21 protein-coding genes are annotated in these 22644 nt (G+C 63.5%); 19 read left to right on the top strand and 2 right to left on the bottom strand.

Annotated elements, in window-relative coordinates:
* The coding region (locus J6497_RS18210) for a DUF3551 domain-containing protein (protein ID WP_225705653.1) at positions 1-268 on the bottom strand (268 nt) is incomplete at its 3' end.
* A 293-nt stretch (positions 269-561) separates the two neighbouring features.
* Between J6497_RS18210 and J6497_RS18205 the strand changes: the two genes are divergently transcribed.
* The 19 genes from J6497_RS18205 (at position 562) to lpxB (ending at position 21747) form a co-directional block, all read left to right on the top strand.
* On the top strand, positions 562-1314 hold the full coding sequence (locus tag J6497_RS18205) for an outer membrane protein (RefSeq protein WP_225705652.1): 753 nt from the start codon (positions 562-564) through the stop codon (positions 1312-1314).
* A gap of 139 nt (positions 1315-1453) precedes the next feature.
* Complete coding sequence (locus J6497_RS18200; protein ID WP_225705651.1) at positions 1454-1639, top strand: zinc-ribbon domain-containing protein; 186 nt, start codon at positions 1454-1456, stop codon at positions 1637-1639.
* 818 nt (positions 1640-2457) lie between these two features.
* The gene (gene dnaE, locus J6497_RS18195) at positions 2458-5904 is read left to right on the top strand and encodes a DNA polymerase III subunit alpha (protein WP_225705650.1); all 3447 of its coding nucleotides are present in this window, start codon (positions 2458-2460) and stop codon (positions 5902-5904) included.
* Positions 5905-5995: 91 nt separating this feature from the next.
* Positions 5996-6253 carry a CopG family ribbon-helix-helix protein gene (locus tag J6497_RS18190; RefSeq protein WP_225705649.1) on the top strand — a complete coding sequence of 86 codons (258 nt, stop codon included), beginning with the start codon at positions 5996-5998 and terminating at the stop codon, positions 6251-6253.
* Positions 6250-6537, top strand: a complete 288-nt coding sequence (locus J6497_RS18185) for a type II toxin-antitoxin system RelE/ParE family toxin (protein ID WP_225705648.1) — start codon at positions 6250-6252, stop codon at positions 6535-6537. The genes J6497_RS18190 and J6497_RS18185 overlap by 4 nt, the downstream gene beginning before the upstream one ends.
* 302 nt (positions 6538-6839) lie before the next feature.
* Positions 6840-7838, top strand: coding sequence for a 30S ribosomal protein S2 (locus J6497_RS18180; protein WP_225705647.1), 999 nt, complete (start codon positions 6840-6842; stop codon positions 7836-7838).
* A 126-nt stretch (positions 7839-7964) separates the two neighbouring features.
* On the top strand, positions 7965-8888 hold the full coding sequence (tsf, locus tag J6497_RS18175) for a translation elongation factor Ts (RefSeq protein WP_225705646.1): 924 nt from the start codon (positions 7965-7967) through the stop codon (positions 8886-8888).
* A gap of 68 nt (positions 8889-8956) precedes the next feature.
* Positions 8957-9673: a UMP kinase gene (gene pyrH / locus J6497_RS18170; protein ID WP_225705645.1), complete on the top strand. Its 717-nt coding sequence runs from the start codon at positions 8957-8959 to the stop codon at positions 9671-9673.
* A gap of 150 nt (positions 9674-9823) precedes the next feature.
* Positions 9824-10387 (top strand): ribosome recycling factor, encoded by a 564-nt coding sequence (gene frr, locus J6497_RS18165; protein WP_225705644.1) that lies wholly within the window; start codon positions 9824-9826, stop codon positions 10385-10387.
* A 14-nt stretch (positions 10388-10401) separates the two neighbouring features.
* The gene (locus J6497_RS18160) at positions 10402-11160 is read left to right on the top strand and encodes an isoprenyl transferase (RefSeq protein ID WP_225705643.1); all 759 of its coding nucleotides are present in this window, start codon (positions 10402-10404) and stop codon (positions 11158-11160) included.
* On the top strand, positions 11157-12002 hold the full coding sequence (locus tag J6497_RS18155) for a phosphatidate cytidylyltransferase (RefSeq protein WP_225705642.1): 846 nt from the start codon (positions 11157-11159) through the stop codon (positions 12000-12002). Before J6497_RS18160 ends, J6497_RS18155 begins: the two co-directional genes overlap by 4 nt.
* A 4-nt stretch (positions 12003-12006) precedes the next feature.
* Entirely contained in the window at positions 12007-13230 is a 1224-nt protein-coding gene (gene dxr, locus J6497_RS18150; RefSeq protein WP_225705641.1) for a 1-deoxy-D-xylulose-5-phosphate reductoisomerase, read from the top strand.
* A 42-nt stretch (positions 13231-13272) separates the two neighbouring features.
* On the top strand, positions 13273-14424 hold the full coding sequence (gene rseP, locus J6497_RS18145) for an RIP metalloprotease RseP (RefSeq protein WP_225705640.1): 1152 nt from the start codon (positions 13273-13275) through the stop codon (positions 14422-14424).
* A 175-nt stretch (positions 14425-14599) separates the two neighbouring features.
* Entirely contained in the window at positions 14600-17164 is a 2565-nt protein-coding gene (gene bamA / locus J6497_RS18140; RefSeq protein WP_225705639.1) for an outer membrane protein assembly factor BamA, read from the top strand.
* Between the two features lie 32 nt (positions 17165-17196).
* Entirely contained in the window at positions 17197-18264 is a 1068-nt protein-coding gene (gene lpxD / locus J6497_RS18135; RefSeq protein WP_225705638.1) for a UDP-3-O-(3-hydroxymyristoyl)glucosamine N-acyltransferase, read from the top strand.
* Positions 18264-18722 (top strand): 3-hydroxyacyl-ACP dehydratase FabZ, encoded by a 459-nt coding sequence (fabZ, locus tag J6497_RS18130; protein WP_225705637.1) that lies wholly within the window; start codon positions 18264-18266, stop codon positions 18720-18722. Before lpxD ends, fabZ begins: the two co-directional genes overlap by 1 nt.
* Before the next feature lie 163 nt (positions 18723-18885).
* Entirely contained in the window at positions 18886-19683 is a 798-nt protein-coding gene (gene lpxA, locus J6497_RS18125; protein ID WP_225705636.1) for an acyl-ACP--UDP-N-acetylglucosamine O-acyltransferase, read from the top strand.
* A 19-nt stretch (positions 19684-19702) separates the two neighbouring features.
* On the top strand, positions 19703-20560 hold the full coding sequence (locus J6497_RS18120) for an LpxI family protein (RefSeq protein ID WP_225705635.1): 858 nt from the start codon (positions 19703-19705) through the stop codon (positions 20558-20560).
* The gene (gene lpxB / locus J6497_RS18115; protein WP_225705634.1) at positions 20560-21747 is read left to right on the top strand and encodes a lipid-A-disaccharide synthase; all 1188 of its coding nucleotides are present in this window, start codon (positions 20560-20562) and stop codon (positions 21745-21747) included. Before J6497_RS18120 ends, lpxB begins: the two co-directional genes overlap by 1 nt.
* Positions 21748-22077: 330 nt before the next feature.
* Here lpxB and J6497_RS18110 read toward each other — a convergent pair whose 3' ends face one another.
* Positions 22078-22632 (bottom strand): TetR/AcrR family transcriptional regulator, encoded by a 555-nt coding sequence (locus J6497_RS18110; RefSeq protein WP_225705633.1) that lies wholly within the window; start codon positions 22630-22632, stop codon positions 22078-22080.
* Positions 22633-22644 lie beyond the last annotated feature (12 nt).

The raw sequence follows: 22644 nt of genomic DNA, 5'->3' as shown, positions 1-22644 counted from the left end.
GGACTGGGGCGGGGACGGGGGGAGGCCGGCGCGAAGCCCGCCGACCGTTGCTATTACCCGCGTAGAAGGGATTGGGAATGCAATACAGGAAGCGCCCGGAGGCCGTGGCCTGGCACTGCTCGTAGCTGGTGAAAGTGCAGTTGCTGAGCCCGGGATGTTCGCTGCCCTGGATGCAGAAAGGATAGCGCGTGCCGACCGCTGCGGCTGGCGTGGTTCCGAGGGCGCCGATCGCGGCGGCCGCGGACAAAACCAGGATCACGTTGCGCATCTCATCTCCTTGATTGCAGCCCGTCGTTCGTCACCCGATCCAAGCCGTACAACCGAGGGACGTCAAACAAATATGCAACACATGGAGTGCGGCGAAGGCTGCAGTGTGATTTTTTTGTGGCGGTGGAACGGTGCGATCTTCGGGCTAAGTATAAGCAATACAACGTTAACTCACATTTTCGTCAGAGTCGTTTCGCCACATCTGTTGCACCCAAGTTACAGCAATTTTGGGGAACCCTGTTATTCAGGCGCGTGAAGACCGTGGGGTCATCACATCTGGAACGGGAAGTAAAAATGAAGAAGGTTTTGCTTGTAACGGCGAGCTTGGTCGCCCTTGGCGCGGCTGCGCCGGCGGTCGCCGCTGATCTCGCTGCGCGTCCTTACACCAAAGCTCCTCCGGTGGTCGCCACCATCTATGATTGGAGCGGGTTCTACATCGGCGTCAACGGCGGCTGGGGCTCAAGCCGCAACGAGTGGACGAACACCTCGGTCTTCGGTTTCGGCGTCGGCGAGGGTTCCCATGACGCGACCGGCGGCACGGTTGGTGGCCAGCTCGGCTATCGCTGGCAGGCCGGCAACTGGGTGTTCGGTGTCGAAGGTCAAGGCAACTGGGCTGACTTCAGCGGCACCAGCATCAGCCTTGTCGATCCGACTTTCACCAACCGCACCAAGATTGATGCCTTCGGCCTGATCACCGGCCAGGTTGGCTACGCCTGGAACAACGTGCTGCTCTACGTGAAGGGCGGTGCTGCGGTCACCAACAGCAAGTACGAGGGCTTGGCCACCGGTTTCGGTATCGTCAACGACCGCGTCGAAAAGACCCGTTGGGGCGGCAGCGTCGGCGCCGGTGTCGAAGTCGCCTTCGCCCCGGGCTGGTCGGCTGGCGTCGAGTACAACCACCTGTTCATGGATACCGAGAGCTACACGTTCATCACCCCGGTGGGCGGTATCTCCCGTATCGACGACATCCAGCAGGACGTCGATCTCGTTACCGTCCGCGTGAACTACAAGTTCGGCGCTGGCGCTCCGCTGTTCGCGAAGTACTGATTTCACGAAAACTACGCGACACAATCAGCCCCGGGCAATTTGCCCGGGGTTTTCTTCTTCATGGCGGCCGTCGGTCGGCTCCCGATCATCGTCGCCGCACGGCGCGAAAATGCCGCGATCGCGGCGCACTGTGAGCGTCATGCTGAAGTCCGACGTCCAATGTCCGAGATGCGAAGCCGGTTACCGCCGCATCGAGGTCGATTCGCTTCCCGGCCAGCCGGGAGAATTCCGCTGCTCGGTTTGCGGCGAAGTCCTCGAGCGCTACAGCGGGACGCCTTACGTCGCGCACAGGCTGACCGTGCAGCCGGAAAAGATATTCGGATGACCTCGCCGGCTGCGGCCGCGCATTAACCACCCGCTTCATTGGAGTGCGATTCTCCGAGCCGGCCCAACGTCCGTTCTTGGGTAGTGGATCAGTTTGATTAGGGCAGCGTTCCGGGCTGGAAAACACGCGGGTCGGGGCGCATATTGGCGGGATGCGGCGGCACGCAATCCTTATGCTTGTGGCGGGCGCAATGGTCGCGCTGTCGGTATTTCTTGTGCTCCGACCGCATCAAGCCGATACGGGGATCAGGCCGCCATACGGGGGATTGATCGACAGGCAATGCGGCGCGTCCCCCGACAGGGGCCTGTTCCCCGCAGAATACACTTGTGAGAAGCCATGACCGCTCCCAAACGCCCTAGGGACCCCAACCAGCACGTCCTCGTTTGTTTCAGTTGGGCGGGAATGGGCAGGTCAAGAATTAACCACAGGGGTCAATTCTCAAACTGACCCACTACCCCTCCTTGACTCTCGGAACAAAAAGGGAACATTGTTCTTCGTATGTTCTCATCAAGGAGACGGCCGATGTTGAAGATCTTCGTCGAAGAGGCGGCGGCGCTGGCATCGATCACGCTGTTCATTGGAATGATCGCGGTCTGGGCGCAGCTGATTCCGCAGCTCTGAACGGGCAGGAGGGCACGCCGATTCCAGTGGGCCGCCCATCCCTGGGGAAAAGCCGGACGTCGCATCACGATGGCGCGTTCGGCATGGACTCCGGGGATCGGAGACATCACCATTGAACGGCGAGTCGGGAATGATGGCCCTGGTGCCCAGCCCGGCAGTTGCGTCCCTCCACGAAACCCAAGGCCCTTCGAAGCACCATGCCCAGTGCCGGATTCGTCCATCTTCACGTTCATTCGGCCTATTCGCTGCTGAAGGGTTCGATCAAGGTCGCCAAGCTCGGCGAACTCGCCAAAGCGGACCGCCAGCCGGCGCTCGCGCTGACAGACACCGACAACATGTTCGGCGCGCTGGAATTCTCCGACAAGATGGCCGGCTACGGCATCCAGCCCATCGTCGGCTGCGAGCTCGCCATCGATTTCGGCGATGTCGACCCGAATTCGCGCAGCGCGCTGGCCGGCGCTCCGGCCCGATTCGTGCTGCTCGCCGCGCGGGAGCGTGGCTATCGCAGTCTGATGCGGTTGAACTCGCGAGCGTTCCTCGAGACGCCCGTCCACCAGTCGCCGCACATAAAGTTCGACTGGCTGAAGGATGATGCCGAAGATCTGATCGCCTTGACCGGTGGTCCGGACGGACCGATCGCGCTTGCGTTCGCGGCCGATCAGGCGAGCCTGGCCACCACGCGTTGCGAGCGCCTGGCGAGCCTGTTCGGCGAACGCCTCTATATCGAGCTGCAGCGTCATGGCGCCGACAAGGAGCGCCGCACCGAGGCTGGCCTGATCGATCTTGCCTATACGAAGGGCCTGCCGCTGGTCGCGACCAATGAGCCCTATTTCGCAAGCACCGACGACTACGAGGCCCACGATGCGCTCCTGTGCATTGCCGGCGGCCGGCTGATCGCGGAGACCGAGCGCGAGCAGCTCACGCCCGACCATCGCTTCAAGACGCGCGCCGAGATGGCGGTGTTGTTTGCGGATATTCCGGAAGCGCTGGCATCGACGATCGAGATCGCCGAGCGCTGCTCGTTCCGCCCGAAGGCGCGCAAGCCGATCTTGCCGCGCTTCACGGTCGGTGCTGGGTCGGCGTCCGATGCGGCAAGCGAGGAGGCTGCGGAACTGATGCGTCAGGCCGAGGAGGGGCTCGCAAGGCGTCTCCGGATCCATGGCTTGTCGCCGGGCACCACCGAAGAGGATTATCAGAAGCGTCTCGCCTTCGAGATCGATGTCATCAACCGCATGAACTATGCGGGCTACTTCCTGATCGTCTCCGACTTCATCAAATGGGCCAAGGCCCACGACATCCCGGTCGGGCCGGGCCGCGGCTCGGGCGCAGGCTCGCTGGTCGCTTGGGCCTTGACCATCACCGATCTCGACCCGATCCGGTTCGGCCTGCTGTTCGAGCGCTTCCTCAATCCGGAACGCGTGTCGATGCCGGACTTCGATATCGACTTCTGCCAGGATCGCCGCGGCGAGGTGATCTCCTATGTGCAGGAGCGCTACGGCCGCGACCAGGTGGCGCAGATCATCACCTTCGGTACGCTGCAGGCACGCGGCGTGCTGCGCGACGTCGGCCGCGTGCTGCAGATGCCCTATGGCCAGGTCGACAAGCTGACGAAGCTGGTGCCGCAAAACCCCGCCGCGCCCGTGACACTGGCGCAGGCGATCGAAGGGGAGCCCAAGCTGCAGGCTTTCCGCGACGAGGATCCGGTGGTTGCGCGCGCCTTCGACATCGCGCAACGCCTGGAAGGCCTGACCCGGCACGCGTCGACCCATGCCGCCGGCATCGTGATCGGCGACCGCCCCTTGAGCGAGCTCGTGCCGCTCTATCGTGATCCCAAATCCGACATGCCGGTGACCCAGTTCAACATGAAGTGGGTCGAGCCTGCGGGACTTGTGAAGTTCGACTTCCTCGGCCTGAAGACGTTGACGGTGCTCGATGTCGCCGTGAGGCTGCTCAAGCAACGCAATGAGCATGTCAATCTGGCGACACTGCCGATCGACGATGCCGAAAGCTACCAGATGCTGGCGCGGGGCGATGTGGTCGGCGTGTTCCAGGTTGAAAGCCAGGGCATGCGGCGGGCGCTGATCGACATGCGGCCGGACCGTTTCGAGGACATCATCGCGCTGGTGGCGCTCTATCGCCCCGGCCCGATGGCCAACATCCCGACCTATTGCGCGCGCAAGCACGGCGACGAAGAGCCGGAATATCTGCATCCGATCCTGGAGCCGATCCTGAAAGAGACGTTCGGCGTCATCATCTACCAGGAGCAGGTGATGCAGATCGCGCAGCAGATGGCGGGCTACACGCTCGGCCAAGCCGACCTGCTGCGCCGCGCCATGGGCAAGAAGATCCGCGCCGAGATGGAGAAGCAGCGCGAGATCTTCGTTGCCGGTGCGGTCAAGAATAGCGTGCCGAAAGGGCAAGCGGAGACGATCTTCGAATTGCTCGCCAAGTTCGCCGACTACGGCTTCAACAAGAGCCACGCCGCGGCCTATGCGCTGGTGTCCTATCAAACCGCCTACATGAAGGCGCATTACCCGGTGGAGTTCCTGGCGGCGTCGATGACGCTCGAACTCAACAACACCGATAAGCTTTCCGAATTCCGCTCTGAAGCGCAGCGGCTCGGCATCAAGGTCGAACCACCAGACATCAACCGCTCCGGCGCGACCTTCGAGGTCGGAAGTAACACCATCTACTACGCACTGGCCGCGCTGAAAGGGGTCGGTCTGCAGGCGGTCGAGCAGATCGTCGAGGAACGGAAGAAGGGCGCGTTCACGTCGCTGGCCGATTTCGCCGCGCGCGTGAGCCCGCGCGCGATCAACAAGCGCATCATCGAAAGTCTCGCCGCCGCCGGCGCCTTTGATTCGCTCGAGCCGAACCGTACGCGGGTCTTTGCCGGCGCGGATGCGATCCTCGCCGCTTGCCAGCGTAGCCACGAGGCTGCGACATCGGGCCAGAACGATATGTTCGGCGGACTTTCGGACGCGCCGAGCATCGTGCTGCCGCAGGTCGAACCGTGTCTGCCGGCGGAGCGGCTGCGACGCGAATATGACGCTATCGGCTTCTTCCTCTCAGGCCACCCGCTCGACGACTACGCCACGGCCCTGAAACGGCTGCGGGTGCAGTCCTGGGCCGAGTTTTCGCGGGCGGTGAAGACCGGCGCGACGGCGGGCAAAGTCGCCGCCACGGTGGTCTCGCGCATGGAGCGGCGCACCAAGACCGGCAACAAGATGGGCATCATGGGCCTGTCGGACCCCACCGGCCATTTCGAGGCGGTGCTGTTCTCCGAAGGATTGGCGCAATACCGCGACGTGCTGGAGCCGGGCACCGCCGTGCTGTTGCAGCTCGGTGCCGAACTGCAGGGCGAGGACGTGCGCGCCCGCGTGCTGCATGCCGAGCCGCTCGATGCCGCCGCCGCCAAGACGCAAAAGGGCCTGCGCATTTTCCTGCGCGACACCAAGCCGCTGGACTCGATCGCCAAGCGACTTCAGCCGGGCAATGGCACCGGCGGCGATATCGCGCTGGTGCTGCGCCTCGATCTCGAGACCGAGGTCGAATTCAAGCTCGAAGGCCGCTTCCAGGTGTCCCCGCAGATCGCCGGCGCCATCAAGGCGGTCTCTGGCGTCGAGATGGTCGAGACACTGTGAGCGGAGCCGAAGAGCCTGTTTGGCGGTTGCCTTGCCGACCTCCAGCGCTTATTTGTGTACAAACTCGCACAATGGATGAGATATGGGCTCGATGACCTTCACAGTGCGCGTAGATGCAGCTGCAAAAAAAAGGCTGGAGAAACTCGCCAAGAGCACCGGCCGTAGCCGTTCTTTCCTCGCTGCGGAGGCGATCAACGAGTATCTCGACGTTAACGAGTGGCAGGTTGCGGGCATCAAGCAAGCGATCGCTTCGCTTGATCGCGGAGAGGGAATTCCGCACGAGGACATCAAAGACTGGGTGACGTCGTGGGGGAGCGGCAAAGAGAAACCGCTTCCCAAGCGGAAATGAGCGCGGTTTGGTCACCCGAGGCCATTGAGGACCTTGTCGCGATACGGGCCTATATTGAGCAGAGCAACCGCGCGGCGGCAAAGCGTGTCGTTCTTCACATCATGCATAACGTCGAGACGTTGCTGTCCGACAATCCCGAAATGGGGAGATCAGGCCGAGTTCCTGGGACGCGAGAACTTGTAATTCCGAAGACGCCCTACATTGTGCCTTATCGTGTGGCGGGCAGGACCGTTCAGGTCTTACGGGTATTTCATGGCGGCCGGCGATGGCCGGAGACCTTTTGAGCGGCAATCGTTCTTCACAAGTTCGATTGCCCGGCGGGGCAAGTGATTGCGGGCATTGATAAATGGAGCCGTGCTTGCGGTCCTTTGAAGCGGTAAAGCGCGTCGCTTCGCCCGAACAGCGAGGTTAACCAGCCTCGGAGCCCCCAAATCCGCCCATATTTCCTTGCTTCTGGCGGAAATCGCGCTATATAGCGCGCCATCTCACACGGAAACATGGCTCTAGAAGGCCGTCCGGTGGCAGCCGGGCCGACAAGGCTCGCTTGCTCACACGTTTCCGGAGGAACCAACCGGAGAATCAAACGATGTCGCTACCCGATTTCAGCATGCGTCAGCTTTTGGAAGCTGGCGTGCACTTTGGCCACCAATCCCACCGCTGGAACCCGAAAATGGCGGAGTACATTTTCGGCGCCCGCAACAACATCCATATCATCGACCTCGCCCAGACCGTGCCGATGCTGCACCGTGCGTTGCAGGCGGTCAGCGACACCGTTGCCAAGGGCGGCCGCATTCTGTTCGTCGGCACCAAGCGGCAGGCGCAGGACGGGGTCGCGGAAGCGGCCAAGCGTTCAGCGCAGTATTTCGTCAATTCGCGCTGGCTCGGCGGCACGCTGACCAACTGGAAGACGATCTCGGCCTCGATCAAGCGGCTGCGTCACCTGGACGAGGTGCTCTCGTCCGGTGAAGCCAATTCCTACACCAAGAAGGAACGGCTGACGCTGCAGCGCGAGCGCGACAAGCTCGACCGCTCGCTCGGCGGCATCAAGGACATGGGCGGCCTGCCCGACATGATCTTCGTGATCGACACCAACAAGGAAGACATCGCGATCCAGGAAGCGCAGCGGCTCAATATCCCCGTCGCCGCGATCGTCGACACCAATTCGGACCCGAAGGGCATCACCTATGTGGTGCCGGGCAATGACGACGCCGGCCGGGCAATCTCGCTCTATTGCGACCTGGTCGCGCGGGCCGCGATCGACGGCATCTCGCGCGCGCAGGGCGATGTCGGTATCGACATCGGCGCCTCCGTTGAGCCGGCACGGGAAGAGGTCGCGGCACCGTCGGCAGCGACCGGCTTCCAAGGCCTGCCGGGGCCGCGCGGCACCGCCGACAACCTCAAGAAGCTCATCGGCGTGTCCGGCACGATCGAGAAGAAGCTCAACGATCTCGGCATCTTCCACTATTGGCAGCTCGCCGAGCTCGATCACGATACCGCGCATAAGATCGGCGAAGAGGTCGGTCTGCCGAGCCGTGCCGACGCCTGGGTCGCCCAGGCCAAGACGCTCACCGCGGAAGCCGAATAACGTAGACGGCCGCGTGGCCGGACCTTTCCGGCCAGCGCTTCAATTCCCAGATCAAGGCATTCCCTGTCGCTGGCTGCGGCGCCCACCGGGCGCCGCAGCGCTTCACAGGCAAGAAGGAATTCAACGATGGCAACGATCACAGCAGCGATGGTCAAGGACCTGCGCGAGTCGACCGGCGCGGGAATGATGGATTGCAAGGCGGCGCTGACCGAGACCGCCGGCGACATGCAGGCCGCGCAAGATTGGCTGCGCAAGAAGGGTCTCTCGAAGGCCGCCAAGAAGGCCGGCCGCGTTGCCGCCGAGGGCCTGATCGGCGCCCTGACCAAGGACACCAAGGGCGTCGTCGTCGAAGTCAATTCGGAGACCGACTTCGTCGCGCGCAACGATCAATTCCAGGGCCTGGTCAAGATGATCGCCCAGGTTGCGCTCGAAGTCGGCGCCGACGTCGAGAAGATCAAGGCGGCCAAGGTTGGCGCCGTCACGGTCGAGGCTGCGATCAACGATGCGATCGCGACCATCGGCGAGAACATGACGCTGCGCCGCGCGGCCGCGCTTGAGGTCGGCAAGGGCGTGGTGTCGAGCTACATCCACAACGCCGTCACCGAGGGGGCCGGCAAGATGGGCGTGATCGTGGCACTGGAATCGGCCGGCAAGGCCGATGAGCTTGCGGTGCTCGGCCGCCAGCTCGCCATGCACGTCGCCGCAGCGAACCCGCAGGCGATCGATCCCGCCGGGCTCGATCCCGACCTCGTCAGGCGCGAGAAGGACGTGCTTGCCGACAAGTACCGTCAGCAGGGCAAGCCGGAGAACGTGATCGAGAAGATCGTCGAGTCCGGCCTGAAGACCTTCTACAAGGAGGTCTGCCTCCTGGAGCAGGCTTTTATCCACGACAGCGGAAAGTCCGTCGCGCAGGCGCTCAAGGAAGCTGAGGGCAAGATCGGCGGACCGGTGAAGGTCACCGGTTTTGTGCGCTATGCTCTCGGCGAGGGAATCGAGAAGCAGGAATCCGATTTCGCAGCCGAAGTCGCGGCCGCCAGCGGCAAGAAGTAACCGCGGGGATCGGATGGTTCCGGCGCATCCCGCCGGAACCCGCTTGCGCGGGATTTGAGGAAGCGATCATGGCTGAGCCGGTCTATCGTCGCGTGGTGATCAAGCTTTCGGGCGAATACCTCGCCGGCAGCCAATCCTTCGGCATCGACCAGGCCACCATCGACCGCATCGCCGATGACCTGATCGCGGCTCGCCATCTCGGCACCGAGGTTGCCGTCGTGGTCGGCGGCGGCAACATGGTGCGCGGCGTGCAGGTGTCGTCCCAAGGCGTATCCCGCACCACCGGCGACACCATGGGCATGCTGGCAACCGTGATGAACTGCCTCGCGCTGGAATCGGCGATCGAGCGTAAAGGCACCCCGGCGCAGGCCCTGTCGGCCTTCGTGATGCCGGAGATCTGCGAATTGTTCACCCGCGGTGCGGCGCACAAATACCTCGCCGAGGGCAAGATCATCTTGCTCGGCGGCGGAACCGGCAATCCGTTCTTCACCACAGATACCACCGCGGTCCTGCGCGCGGCCGAGATCGGCGCCGATGCGGTCTTGAAGGCCACTAATGTCGACGGCGTCTACAGTGCCGATCCCAAGAAGGATCCATCGGCCAAACGCTTCGATCGCCTGACGCATTCGCAGGCGATTGCCGGCGGTTACAAGGTCATGGACGCGACCGCATTCGCGCTTGCCCGCGAGACGTCGCTGCCTATCATCGTGTTCTCGATCGCCGAGCCTGGCTCGATCGGCGCGATCCTGCGCGGCACGGGCCACGGTACGGTCGTCGCCGGCTGACGCTCGGGCGTCGCTGCATGGCGGTTGGTTTCCAGGGTATGATCCGGAAAGGCGGGAGCCGGTTTCCGAAGAGATCATGCTCCAGCGAAGAGATGAGATCTTGGTCCGATCCTATCCGATCGGATGACGATCCAGAGAAGGGAGAGCGTCATGCCCACGCCTGGTTTTGACATCAACGAATTGAAGCGCCGCATGCAGGGCGCGACCCAGTCCCTCAAGCACGAATTGGGCGGTCTTCGCACTGGCCGTGCCGCGGCGTCGATGCTTGAGCCGGTGCAGGTTGAGGCCTACGGCTCGCACATGCCGCTCAACCAGCTTGCCACCGTCACCGTGCCCGAGCCGCGGCTGCTCTCGGTGCAGGTCTGGGACAAGTCGATGGTGAAGGCGGTTGAGAAGGCGATCGTCGATTCCAATCTCGGCCTCTCGCCGGCGACCGAAGGCCAGGTGTTGCGACTGCGTATTCCCGAACTCAATGCCGAGCGTCGCAAGGAACTCGTGAAGGTCGCGCACAAATATGCGGAAGCGGCCAAGGTGGCGGTCCGTCATGTCCGCCGCGATGGGCTCGATATCGTCAAGAAGCTCGAGAAGAACCACGAGATCTCCGAGGACGATCAGGAGCGGCTCGCCGCCGAGGTGCAGAAGGCGACCGACGGCGTGATCGCCGAAATCGATCAATTGCTGGCGGCCAAGGAAAAGGAAATCCTGACCGTCTGATTTGGACAGCGCCGATGTCGAATGCGCCTGCACCTGCAATTGCCGGACCGGATCGAACCGGCAGCCCGTTGCATGTGGCCATCATCATGGACGGCAACGGACGCTGGGCGGCAGCACGGGGCCTGCCGCGCGCGGAGGGACATCGGCGCGGCGTAGAGGCGCTGCGCCGTGTCGTGCGGGCCTGCCACGAACTTGGCATCCTCTATCTCACCATCTTCTCGTTCTCGTCAGAGAACTGGTCGCGTCCGGCGACCGAGATCGGCGATCTCTTCGGACTGTTGCGCCGCTTCATCCGCAATGATCTGGCGACGCTGCACCGCGACGGGGTGAGGGTGCGCGTCATCGGCCAGCGCGATGGGCTGGAGCCGGATATCTGCGCGCTCCTCAACGAAGCCGAAGAACTCACCAGGGAGAACACCAAACTCAATCTCGTCGTTGCCTTCAACTATGGCTCGCGCCAGGAGATCGCCGGCGCGGCGCGGCGGCTGGCGCAGGAGGTTGCCGAAGGAAAGCGCGATCCCGCCTCGATCGACGCCGACACGCTCGGGCAATATCTCGACGCCCCCGACATTCCCGACCCCGATCTGATCATCCGCACCAGCGGCGAACAGCGGCTGTCGAACTTCCTGATGTGGCAGGCAGCCTATAGCGAGCTCGTGTTCGTGCCGATCCACTGGCCGGACTTCGACAAGGTGGCGCTGGAAAGTGCGATTGCCGAATATGCCAGACGCGAGCGCCGCTTTGGCGGCCTGGCTGCGAAAACCGCATCGTGACCCAAGATAAAGCCGCACCCGCGGCAACGAATGAGCCGCCATCGCGCAACCTCCTGATGCGCGTGATCGCGGCGCTGGTGCTGGCGCCGGTTGCGATTGCGATCGCCTATGCCGGCGGTTTTCTCTGGATTCTTCTCGTTACGCTCGCCGCGATCGGCCTCTATGTCGAATGGCTGGCGGTTATCGGCGCCGGGCACAGGCTGCGCGTGATCGTGGCCGGCGTGCTCGCGCTGGCGGCTGCGGGGCTCTGTCTCGGGGCAGGGCGGCTTGACGCCTCGCTGCTGGTGCTGGCGATCGGGCTGATCGCGATTGCCGTGATTTCACCTGAGCAACGTCAGTGGACGATCGCAGGATTTTGCTACGCCGCCGTCGCGGAAATCGCCTCGGTCCTGCTGCGGCAGGATTCGGAAGGCTTTGTGGCTCTGATGTTCGTGCTGTTGGTCGTCTGGGCGACCGACAGCAGCGGCTATTTCGCGGGCCGCGGCATCGGTGGCCCAAAACTCTGGCCGCGGGTCAGCCCGAAGAAGACCTGGGCTGGCGCAGTTGGCAGCTTGGTGGGAAGCCTCATCATCGCGGCCGGCTTTGCGGTGTTCGGCCTCGGCCCGGTTGCGCCGCTGCTGGTGTTGGGCGCGGCGCTGTCGGTGGTTTCCCAGTTCGGCGATCTCTTCGAGTCCGCGGTGAAGCGGCGGTTCGGCGTGAAGGATTCCAGCCATCTCATTCCCGGCCATGGCGGGCTGATGGACCGGCTGGACGGATTCGTCGCCGCGGTTGCCGTCGCTGCGATTTTCGGCTTCTTGCGGGGCGGCGCGGATGGCGTCGGCCGCGGTCTTATGGTTTGGTGAGGAAATGAGCGCAGTCCCATTGCGAAACAACAAGGCCGCGGCATCCGCGGTGCGCACCGTGACCGTGCTGGGTGCCACCGGCTCGATCGGCGACAGCACCATGGACCTCTTGCGCGGTGCGCGCGACCGTTTTCGCGTCGAGGCGCTGACTGCCAATGGCAATGTGCAGGGGCTTGCCAAGCTCGCCCGGGAATTCGACGCGCGCTTTGCGGCGGTGGCCGATCCGAGCAAACTGTCCCAATTGAAGGATGCGCTGGCGGGCACCCGGATCGAATGCGGTGCCGGCGAAAGCGCAATCATCGAGGCCGCCGCGCGGCCGGCGGATTGGGTGATGGCGGCGGTCAGTGGTGCAGCGGGCTTGAAGCCGGCGCTCGCGGCGGTCGATCGCGGAGCGGCGGTCGCGCTCGCCAACAAGGAGTGCCTGGTGTGCGCCGGCGATTTCTTCATGCAGCGCGCGCTGAAGGCGGGCGCCTGCATTCTGCCAGCGGATTCCGAGCATAACGCGCTGTTTCAGGCACTGAGCTCCGGCAACCGCGAGGAGCTGGTGCGCGTGATCATCACTGCTTCCGGCGGGCCGTTCCGCACTTGGGCTCCGGCCGATATCGAGCAGGCGACCTTGGCGCAGGCGCTGAAGCATCCGAACTGGAGCATGGGCCAGAAGATCACGATCGACTCCGCCTCGATGATGAACAAGGGGCTCGAGGTGATCGAGGCATCGTATCTGTTCGCGCTGACGCCGGACCAGATCGACGTGCTCGTGCATCCGCAGTCGATCATCCACGGCATGGTGGAATTCTCGGACCGCTCGGTGGTCGCGCAGCTCGGCACGCCCGACATGCGCATTCCGATCGCGCATTGCCTCGGTTGGCCCGATCGCATCGTCGGGCCGTCGGCAAGACTCGACCTCGCCAAGATAGGCCAGTTGACGTTCGAGGCGCCGGATTTCGAGCGGTTCCCCGGGCTCCGGCTGGCTTACGAATCGTTAAGGACCGGCCGGGGCGCGACCACGGTATATAATGCCGCCAACGAGGTGGCGGTTGCCGCCTTCATCGCCGGCAAGATCAAGTTCGGCGCGATCGCGCGGCTGGTGGAGGCGACCCTGAACGACTGGATCAGGTCCGGCAATCTGGCGCCTCTGACGTCGGCAGATGATGCGATTTCCGTTGACCATAACGCGAGAAATAGGGCGGCCTCCCTATTGCCTGAAATTGCCCTAAAGGCATCGTAGACGGTTGGAACGGGGCCTCCGGCCCTGGTCGAGGGGATCTGAATGACCGAATTTTTCCTGCATAGTTTCAATACGTTGAGTCACGGGCTCATCGGTTATGTGGTTCCCTTCCTGTTCGTCCTGACGATCGTCGTTTTTTTCCATGAGCTCGGCCATTTCCTGGTCGCCCGCTGGGTCGGCGTGAAGGTGTTAACCTTCTCGCTGGGCTTTGGGCCGGAACTGTTCGGTTTCAACGACCGTCATGGCACGCGCTGGAAGCTCTCCGCGATCCCACTCGGCGGCTATGTCAAATTCTTCGGCGACGACAGCGAAGCCTCCACGCCTTCGACCGAGACCCTCGCGACGATGAGTACGGAGGAGCGCAAGGGCAGCTTCCATCACAAGAAGGTCGGGCCGCGCGCAGCCATTGTCGCGGCCGGCCCGGTCGCCAATTTCATCCTGGCGATCGTGATCTTCACCTGCCTGTTCACCTTCTTTGGCAGGCCGAGCACCACGGCGCAGGTCGACAAGATTGAGCCGGGAAGTGCCGCGGCGACGGCCGGGTTCCAGGTTGGCGACGTTATCGCCGCGATCGACGGTACCGCGATCGGCAGCTTCTCGGACATGCAGCGTATCGTCAGCATCCACGGTGGCGATCGGCTGACCTTCACCGTCAAGCGCAGCGGTTCCACTATCCAGTTGCAGGCGACGCCTGAACTTCGCGACATCAAGGATCCCTTCGGGAACACCCACCGGCAGGGCATTCTGGGAATCACCCGCGCCACCGCGCCGGGCGAAGCCGTGACCGAGCGGGTCGATCCTGCCACCGCGCTCTGGCTTGGGGTGAAGGAGACCTGGTTCGTGGTGGACCGGACCATCTCCTATATCGGCGGTGTCTTCACCGGCCGCGAGGCCGCCAACCAGGTGGGCGGGCCGCTCGGAATCGCGCGGATCTCGGGGCAGGTCGCCAGCATCGGCCTTGCCGCGCTGATTCACCTCGCCGCCGTGCTCTCGATCTCGATCGGGCTCCTCAACCTGTTCCCGGTGCCGCTGCTCGATGGCGGCCATCTTTTGTTCTATGCGGTTGAGGCGATCCGCGGCCGGCCGCTGTCCGAACGCGCGCAGGAAATGGGGTTCCGAATCGGGCTGGCTCTGGTGCTAATGCTGATGGTGTTCGCGACCTACAACGACATCCTCCATCTCGCGGCATCGTGAAACGGCTTTTTTGTGGCGTTGCCTAACGGCAACGTCTTGGAATGAAAATGGAATTGCACGGCCGCCAATCGTTTGCCGCCATGGCAAAATTGGTTACAAGCTTGGCAGTAAGGTTGGGAATCTGTCGGACCGTTGGGGAACGGGCCGGCAGTGGAATGATAAGGGCGCGGTGCGCATGATTGTTGGAATGCGAGTGCGGGGGGGCCTGCTTGCCGCCCTGATCATGTTCGCTGTGCCGGTGGCTGCCTCGCTGGCGGCTATGGTTATGTCTGCGCCTGCTGCCGCCCAGACGGTGGATTCGATCACGGTGGAGGGGAACCGCCGCGTCGAGGTCGAGACCATCCGCTCCTATTTCAGGCCCAGTGCGGGCGGGCGCCTGAGCCAGGCCGACATCGACGATGGCCTGAAGGCGCTGATCGAGACCGGCCTATTCCAGGACGTCCGAATCAACACGGCCGGTGGCCGGATCATCGTCACCGTGGTCGAAAACCCTGTGATCGGCCGCATCGCCTTCGAGGGCAACAAGAAGGTCAAGGACGACCAGCTTTCCGCGGAAATCCAGTCCAAGCCGCGCGGTACCTTCTCGCGTCCGATGGTGCAGTCCGATGCCCAGCGCATCGCCGAAATCTACCGCCGCTCGGGCCGCTATGATGTGCACGTCAACCCGGAAATCATCGAGCAGCCGAACAACCGCGTCGACCTGATCTTCACCATCACCGAAGGCCCGAAGACCGGCGTCCGGTCGATCGAGTTCATCGGCAACAACTACTATTCCTCCTACCGCCTGCGCGACGTCATCAAGACCCGCGAATCGAACCTGCTGAGCTTCCTCGGCGGCGCCGACACCTACGATCCCGATCGGGTCGAGGCCGACCGCGACCTGATTCGCCGCTTCTACCTCAAGCACGGCTTCGCCGACGTGCAGGTGGTGGCTGCGCTGACCGAATACGATCCCGAAAAGAAGGGCTTCCTCGTCACCTTCAAGATTGAGGAGGGGCAGCAGTATCGGGTGGGATCGGTCTCCTATCAGTCTTCGATCGCAACGCTGGATGCCAACTCGCTGAGCTCGTTCTCGCGTGTTTCCGTCGGCTCGCTGTACAACGCCGAGGCGCTGGAGAAATCGGTCGAGGAAATGCAGATCGAGGCCTCGCGGCGGGGCTACGCCTTCGCCATCGTACGGCCGCGCGGTGACCGCAATTTCGAGAATCACACCGTCTCGATCGTGTTCGCCGTGGACGAGGGCCCGCGAACCTATATCGAGCGCATCAATATCCGCGGCAATACCCGCACCCGCGATTACGTTATCCGCCGCGAGTTCGATATTTCCGAAGGCGACGCCTACAACCGCGCCTTGGTCGATCGCGCCGAGCGGCGGCTCAAGAACCTCGACTTCTTCAAGAGCGTGAAGATCACCACGGAGCCGGGCTCCTCCAGCGACCGCGTGATCCTGATCGTCGATCTCGAGGAGAAGTCGACCGGCGACTTCTCGGTCTCGGGCGGCTATTCGACCACCGACGGTGCGCTCGCGGAAGTCAGCATCTCGGAGCGCAACTTCCTTGGGCGAGGCCTGTTTGCGAAGGCGTCCGTGACCTACGGACAATATGCGCGCGGTTACTCGCTGTCGTTCGTCGAACCGTATCTGCTCGACTATCGCGTGGCGCTCGGCCTCGACCTGTTCCAGCGCCAGCAACTCGCGAACAGCTATATTTCGTACGGCACCGAAACCCTGGGCTTCAGCCCGCGGCTCGGCTTCAGCCTGCGTGAAGACCTCGCGTTGCAGCTCCGCTACTCGATCTATCAGCAGAAGATCAGCCTGCCGTATCAGCTGGCGAACTGTAACAACAATCCCAGCAACGGCCTGCTCGCCTTCAATCCGTCGCCGGCCTGGGTCGAGGCCAACGGTGCCGCCGCTGCGAATGCGCTGGGTGCTACCGATGCCTCGGGTCTTGGCCTGTGGTGCTACAGCGACGGCGAAGCTTCGCTGCCGGTCCGCAAGGAGTTGCAGAACGGCAAGGCGATCACTTCGGCGCTCGGCTACTCGCTCAACTACAATACGCTCGACAACAACAAGAACCCGACTGACGGCCTCCTGGTCGACTTCAAGCAGGACTTTGCCGGCGTCGGCGGCGACGTCAGCTATATCAAGAGCGCGATCGACGTGAAGTATTACACCCCGCTGGTCGCCGATATCGTCGGCCTGATCCATGCGCAGGGCGGTATCCTCAACCAGATCGGCAATGACCAGATCCGCATGCTCGACCATTTCCAGATGGGTCCGAACCTGGTCCGCGGCTTCGCGCCAAATGGCATCGGTCCGCGTGACATCAACCCGTTCGGCACGATGGACGCACTCGGCGGCACCAAGTACTGGGGCGTATCGGCGGAACTGCAGATGCCGTTCTGGTTCCTGCCGAAGGAAGTCGGGCTCAAGGGTTCGATCTATGCCGACGCTGGCGGTCTGTTTGACTACAAGGGACCGACCTCTTGGGCTCAGACGGGCGAAGTCAATGTGCCGGGCTGCATTCCGCCAACGGTCGGCAACGCGACGACCCCGTCCAGCCCCGGAACCTGCCTTGGACTGCAATATGATAATGCTAACGTCGTCCGTACCTCGGTCGGTGTCGGCCTGATCTGGGCCTCGCCGTTCGGTCCGCTGCGGTTCGACTATGCGATCCCGCTTACCAAGGGTCAGTTCGATCGCGTGCAGGAATTCAAGTTTGGCGGCGGAACATCGTTCTAAGCGCGATCGTCGGCCGCACTGCGACGGATGGAATGGCGCAGCCGATCTTCTTTAAGAGTCCCCCTTCGTCGACGCTGGCTGACATCGCCGCGTTGACGAAGGCGCATTTGGTCGACCTCTCCAGGGGTAGCCAGGTAATCAGGGGGCTTGCCTCGCTCGACGAGGCTGGCCCCATGCATCTGTCGTTTTTCGACAATCTCAAATATGTCGACCAACTCACCTCCACCAAGGCCGGCGCCTGTTTGGTCAGCCCGCGCTTCGAGGCCGAGGTTCCCGCTCATGTGGCGGTGCTCCGGGCCGCAAAGCCGTTCCACGCCTTCGTGCAACTGGCCCGGCAATGGCACAGCGATGCGCTCAGGCCTGGCTCATGGTTCGGCGTCGAGGGCATTGCGCCGTCGGCGATCATCGATCCGACGGCGCGTCTGGAGGACGGCGTGACCGTCGATCCGCTGGCGGTGATCGGTGCCCGGGTCGAGATCGGCTCCGGCACCGTGGTCGGTGCGGGCGCGGTGATCGCGGCCGACGTCAAGATCGGACGCGACTGCAATGTCGGCGCCAAGACGACGATCCAGAACGCGCTGATCGGCAACAACGTCCTGATCCATCCCGGCTGCAATATCGGCCAGGACGGCTACGGTTTCATCTTCTTCGGGCCCGACGGCCACCTCAAGGTGCCGCAGACCGGCCGGGTCCTGATCCAGAACAATGTCGAGATCGGCGCCGGTTCCACGATCGACCGCGGCAGCCTGCGGGACACCGTGATCGGCGAGGGTACGAAAGTCGACAACCAGGTCCAGATCGGCCACAACGTGACCATCGGCAGGCACTGCCTGCTTGCGGCCCAGATCGGGCTCGCGGGTAGCCTGACAATCGGCGACAATGTCGCGCTGGGCGCCAAGGTGGGCATCAACAACCACCTCAAGATCGGCGACGGTGCCCAGGTCACGGCGATGAGCGCCGTGAAGGACGACATCCCGGCCAATGGCCGCTGGGGTGGTCATTTTGCCAAACCGACCAAACAGTGGTTTAGGGAGATTCTTGCGGTGGAGCGCCTGGTGCGCGACGGTGCACTGGATTCGAAACGCGAGGAACAGGAGTAATGGAGGAGTCACCGGTCAGGTTCGAGCTTGTGGACATCAACGACATCCTCAAGACGCTGCCGCACCGCTATCCGATGCTGTTGATCGACCGGGTCATCAACATCCGTGCCGACTATAGCGGCATCGGCGTCAAGAACGTCACCTTCAACGAGCCACCGTTCCTCGGGCATTTTCCCGAGCGCCCGGTCTATCCCGGCGTGATGATGATCGAGGCCATGGCGCAGACCGCCGGCGTGATCGGCATCAAGTCGGTGGAGGGCACCGAGAAGCCGCGCGCCGTCTATTTCCTCACCATCGACAAGTGCAAATTCCGTAAGCCCGTGATGCCCGGCGACACCATCGAGTACCACATGCGCTCGATCGGCCGCCGCAAGACCATGTGGTGGTTTCACGGCGACGCCAAGGTCAACGGCCAGATCGTCGCCGAAGCCGATGTCGGTGCGATGCTGACGGATTGAACGGCTCGGCGCGCCCTTCGAACTCCGGACACGATCCGCGTGCCGCGCGCTGCAATACGCCGTCACGATACGTCACTGGACATGCCGGGCAATGTCGCGCTAACCACCGGAAAATTCGATTGTTTAGCGCGGTTGCGCATCAACCAGTAGCGGGCCTGTCGTAATGAGCATGATCGATCCCACCGCGCGGATTGCGGATGGCGCCGTGATCGGCGAGGGCACCTCGATCGGCCCCTACTGCGTCATCGGCCCCAATGTCGTGATCGGCGAGAACTGCAAGCTCATTGCGCAGGTGACCGTGACCGGCCACACGTCGATCGGCGCGGAATGCGTGATTTCGCCGTTTGCGGTGCTGGGCGGGCCGCCGCAGGATCTGAGCTATCGCGGAGAGCCGACGCGGCTTGAGATCGGCACCACCTGCACCATTCGCGAAGGCGTGACGATGAACATCGGCACCGTGAAAGGCGGCGGACTTACGCGTGTCGGCGATCGCGGCTACTTCATGAACAACAGCCATGTCGGTCATGACTGCACGGTTGGCAACGATGTGATCTTCGCGACGTCCGCCACGCTTGGCGGCCACTGCGAGATCGGGGATTTCGTCTATATCGGCGGCCTCTCCGCCGTACATCAGTTCACGCGGATCGGGCGGCAGGTGATGGTCGGCGGCGTCTGCGGCGTGCGTGACGACATCATCCCGTTCGGCCTCGCCAACGGCCAATATGCCGTGCTCGAAGGCCTCAACATCATCGGCATGAGGCGCCGCAAGTTCACCAGGGAGCGGCTGGTGACCGTCCGCGCCTTCTACCAAAAGCTGTTCCACGGCGAGGGTGTCTTCGCCGAGCGATTGGCCGCGGTGCAGCCGCTGGCGGCCGAGGATCCAGCAATCGCCGAGATCCTCGCCTTCATCGGCAAGGGCAAGCGACCGCTCTGTCTTCCGGCCGTAGACGGCAAGCACTGATGCGAGGGGCGCCTGAGCCATGACGTCAGCGGCTCCAGCGATTTCCTCTCCGGTTGGCGTCATCGCAGGTGGGGGCGCCATGCCCTTTGCCGTCGCGGAGTCGCTTACCAGACGTGGCATCGCGCCGGTGCTGTTCGCGCTGCGCGGCGCCTGTGATCCGGCTCGCGTCGAGCGCTTCCGCCATCGCTGGATTTCCGTCGGCCAGCTTGGGCGGGCGACAAGGCTGTTTCGCGAGGAGGGCTGCCGCGACCTGATCTTCATCGGCACGTTGATGCGGCCGGCGCTCTCCGAAATCCGGCTGGACTTCAAGACGCTCCGCGTTCTCGGAAACGTCATCCGCGCGTTTCGAGGCGGCGACGATCATCTGCTATCCGGCGTCGGCCGCATTCTCGAACAGGATGGATTTCGCATGGTCGGGATCAAGGATGTCGCCCCGGATCTGCTGATGCCCGAAGGCTGCATCACGCGCGCGACGCCGGCCGGCAGTGCGAGCGCCGACATCGCGCGGGGGCGCGAGGTGCTTGCCGCGCTCGGCCCGTTCGACATCGGCCAGGCGGCGGTCGTGATCGACGGCCATGTGGTCGCGGTCGAGGACATCGAGGGGACCGATGGGCTCCTGGCGCGGGTGGCGCGGCTCCGCGCCGACGGCCGCATCCGTGCCTTGAGCGGCCACGGCGTGCTGGTGAAGGCGCCCAAGAGCGGCCAGGACCTGCGCTACGATCTGCCGACGGTCGGGCCGAGGACGGTCGAGGGCGCCGCAAGGGCGGGCCTTGCCGGGATTGCTGTCATTGCCGGTAACACCCTTGCCGCCGAACCGCAGGCCATGATCGAGGCTGCGGATGCAAAACGGCTGTTCGTCGTCGGTCTGCAAAGCTGATGTACAGCCGCACCGAACACATCACGCGCAAGATCTTCCTGATCGCGACGGAGGAATCCGGCGATCGCCTCGGCGCTGCGCTGATGAAGGTGCTGCGCCAGCGGCTCGGCGATACCGTACAATTTGCCGGCGTCGGCGGCCCCGACATGGCCAGCGAAGGCCTCACTTCGCTGTTTCCGATCGAAGAACTCTCGATCGTCGGCCTCGCCGCGGTGGTGAAGCAGTTGCCGAAAATCCTGCAATTGATCCGGCGCACTACGGAGGCCGTGACCGATGCTGCACCGGACATGCTCGTCATCATCGACAGCCCCGATTTCACCCATCGCGTCGCCCGCCGCGTCCGCGCCCGCAATCCCGGCATTCCGATCGTCAACTATGTGTCGCCGTCGGTCTGGGCGTGGCGGCCGGGCAGGGCGCGCGCGATGCTCGGCTATGTCGATCACGTGCTGGCGCTGTTGCCGTTCGAGCCGGAAGAATATCGCAAGCTCCACGGGCCACCCTGCAGCTATGTCGGCCATCCCCTGACCGAACAGTTTGTCTCGCTGCGGCCGTATGCCGACGAAGCGAAGCGGCGCGATGCACAGCCGCCGGTCCTGCTGGTGCTGCCCGGGAGCCGGCGCAGCGAGATCAGGCATCACCTCGCGCTGTTCGGCGAAACGCTGGCGCAATTGCGCGCAAGCGGCGTTGCGTTCGAGCCGGTCCTGCCGACCACGCCGCATCTGGAAACAACGATCCGCGAGGGCGTGCAGGGCTGGCAGGTCAAGCCGCAAATCGTGGTCGGCGAGAGCGAGAAGCGCGCAGCATTCAGGATCGCCCATGCCGCGTTCGCCAAATCCGGCACCGTGACGCTGGAGCTTGCGCTGTCAGGCGTTCCCATGGTGACGGCATACCGCGTCGGCGCCATTGAGGCCTTCATCCTGCGCCGCGCGATCCGCGTGCCCTCGGTGATCCTCGCCAATCTCGTGATCGGCAGCGAGGTGATTCCGGAATTCCTGCAGGAGAACGCCACGCCCGAGAAGCTGTCGCAGGCGCTTGGTGAAGTGCTTGGCGATTCCGCGCTGCGCCGGAACCAGGTCGAGGCCTTCGCCAAGCTGGATGAGATCATGTCGACCGGCAATCAGCCGCCAAGCGTGCGCGCCGCCGACATCGTGCTCGCGACGATCCGGAACGGACGGCGGACGAGCTAGACTAAGCACGGCGTTTCGAGGCGTTGTATTCCGGCCAGTGAAGGCCCGGATAATCATGTTCCCACCAGCGCCATATGGGCTACGACCAACCGAACTCTCGCGCTGATGCGCCTTATAGACCTTGGTCGGCGCATGCGAAACGGAACAAGCTCGCGCTCTAACGAACGCCTAGACCTCGAATGCCTGTCAGTGATTTTGCTCGGTCGCCTTCACGCTCAACGAGGCCTCAATGTGGTCCAATCTCGTGCTGTCCGACAGACTGCTGATAAGGACGCGGTCGCCCTCGGCGAGCGCCCGGCACCGTCACGGCTTCACAGATCTGGCCGGCGACTACGCACTTATGGCCTTGGCGAAGCTAAGAACATGCATGGTGACGAGCCGGCGCATGTCGTCGGGGTCCGAGGCCGCCTCGCGCAGGCCGCGCAGGCCGTACACCAGAACACGGGCGAGATCCGTCGGGGTCGCCTCCAGACGCGAGTTGGTGAGCGCGTCGGAGATCAGCTCCGTCACCAGAGCCTGGAAGTTCGCATAGACCTGCCGGACCGCCGGGAAGCGCAAATCGAAGAGATCGGCGGCGTCCGGGTGCACGGCCGCCAGTTCCACTCCGTGCAGGCCCCAAGCGAGGCACGCGTGCAGCAGCTTGGATTCAAGGTTCGGTAGCGTTGCCAGAACAGCGGCGATCTCGGTCAGCTTGTGCTGGTCCATATGTGCGATCACCCGATTGAAAGCGGCCTCCTTGTCTGGGAACACGAGATAGAGAGCGGGCCGGGACATGCCCGCTTTAATGGCGATGTCGCCCATGGTGGTGCGCGCGTAGCCGTAACGGGTAAACACCTCCGTCGCGCCGTCCAGTGCCCGCTCTTCCTTTGATCTATTCAGCGCCATCGCGCCACATTC

This window comes from Bradyrhizobium cenepequi, from assembly GCF_020329485.1.
Taxonomy (GTDB): domain Bacteria; phylum Pseudomonadota; class Alphaproteobacteria; order Rhizobiales; family Xanthobacteraceae; genus Bradyrhizobium; species Bradyrhizobium cenepequi.
The sequence above is the reverse complement of the archived record's forward strand: the minus strand, read 5'-3'. Positions and strand labels throughout refer to the sequence as shown.

Bases quoted from the DNA above. Each gene is read 5' to 3' on its own strand.
- fabZ (WP_225705637.1), top strand. From the start codon at position 18,264: ATGGAGGAGTCACCGGTCAGGTTCGAGCTTGTGGACATCAACGACATC.
- J6497_RS18160 (WP_225705643.1), top strand. From the start codon at position 10,402: ATGTCGAATGCGCCTGCACCTGCAATTGCCGGACCGGATCGAACCGGC.
- rseP (WP_225705640.1), top strand. From the start codon at position 13,273: ATGACCGAATTTTTCCTGCATAGTTTCAATACGTTGAGTCACGGGCTC.
- pyrH (WP_225705645.1), top strand. From the start codon at position 8,957: ATGGCTGAGCCGGTCTATCGTCGCGTGGTGATCAAGCTTTCGGGCGAA.
- J6497_RS18120 (WP_225705635.1), top strand. From the start codon at position 19,703: ATGACGTCAGCGGCTCCAGCGATTTCCTCTCCGGTTGGCGTCATCGCA.
- lpxB (WP_225705634.1), top strand. From the start codon at position 20,560: ATGTACAGCCGCACCGAACACATCACGCGCAAGATCTTCCTGATCGCG.
- bamA (WP_225705639.1), top strand. From the start codon at position 14,600: ATGATTGTTGGAATGCGAGTGCGGGGGGGCCTGCTTGCCGCCCTGATC.
- J6497_RS18110 (WP_225705633.1), bottom strand. From the start codon at position 22,632: ATGGCGCTGAATAGATCAAAGGAAGAGCGGGCACTGGACGGCGCGACG.
- J6497_RS18185 (WP_225705648.1), top strand. From the start codon at position 6,250: ATGAGCGCGGTTTGGTCACCCGAGGCCATTGAGGACCTTGTCGCGATA.
- frr (WP_225705644.1), top strand. From the start codon at position 9,824: ATGCCCACGCCTGGTTTTGACATCAACGAATTGAAGCGCCGCATGCAG.
- tsf (WP_225705646.1), top strand. From the start codon at position 7,965: ATGGCAACGATCACAGCAGCGATGGTCAAGGACCTGCGCGAGTCGACC.
- dnaE (WP_225705650.1), top strand. From the start codon at position 2,458: ATGCCCAGTGCCGGATTCGTCCATCTTCACGTTCATTCGGCCTATTCG.
- lpxD (WP_225705638.1), top strand. From the start codon at position 17,197: ATGGCGCAGCCGATCTTCTTTAAGAGTCCCCCTTCGTCGACGCTGGCT.
- J6497_RS18180 (WP_225705647.1), top strand. From the start codon at position 6,840: ATGTCGCTACCCGATTTCAGCATGCGTCAGCTTTTGGAAGCTGGCGTG.
- J6497_RS18200 (WP_225705651.1), top strand. From the start codon at position 1,454: ATGCTGAAGTCCGACGTCCAATGTCCGAGATGCGAAGCCGGTTACCGC.
- J6497_RS18190 (WP_225705649.1), top strand. From the start codon at position 5,996: ATGACCTTCACAGTGCGCGTAGATGCAGCTGCAAAAAAAAGGCTGGAG.
- lpxA (WP_225705636.1), top strand. From the start codon at position 18,886: ATGAGCATGATCGATCCCACCGCGCGGATTGCGGATGGCGCCGTGATC.
- J6497_RS18205 (WP_225705652.1), top strand. From the start codon at position 562: ATGAAGAAGGTTTTGCTTGTAACGGCGAGCTTGGTCGCCCTTGGCGCG.
- dxr (WP_225705641.1), top strand. From the start codon at position 12,007: ATGAGCGCAGTCCCATTGCGAAACAACAAGGCCGCGGCATCCGCGGTG.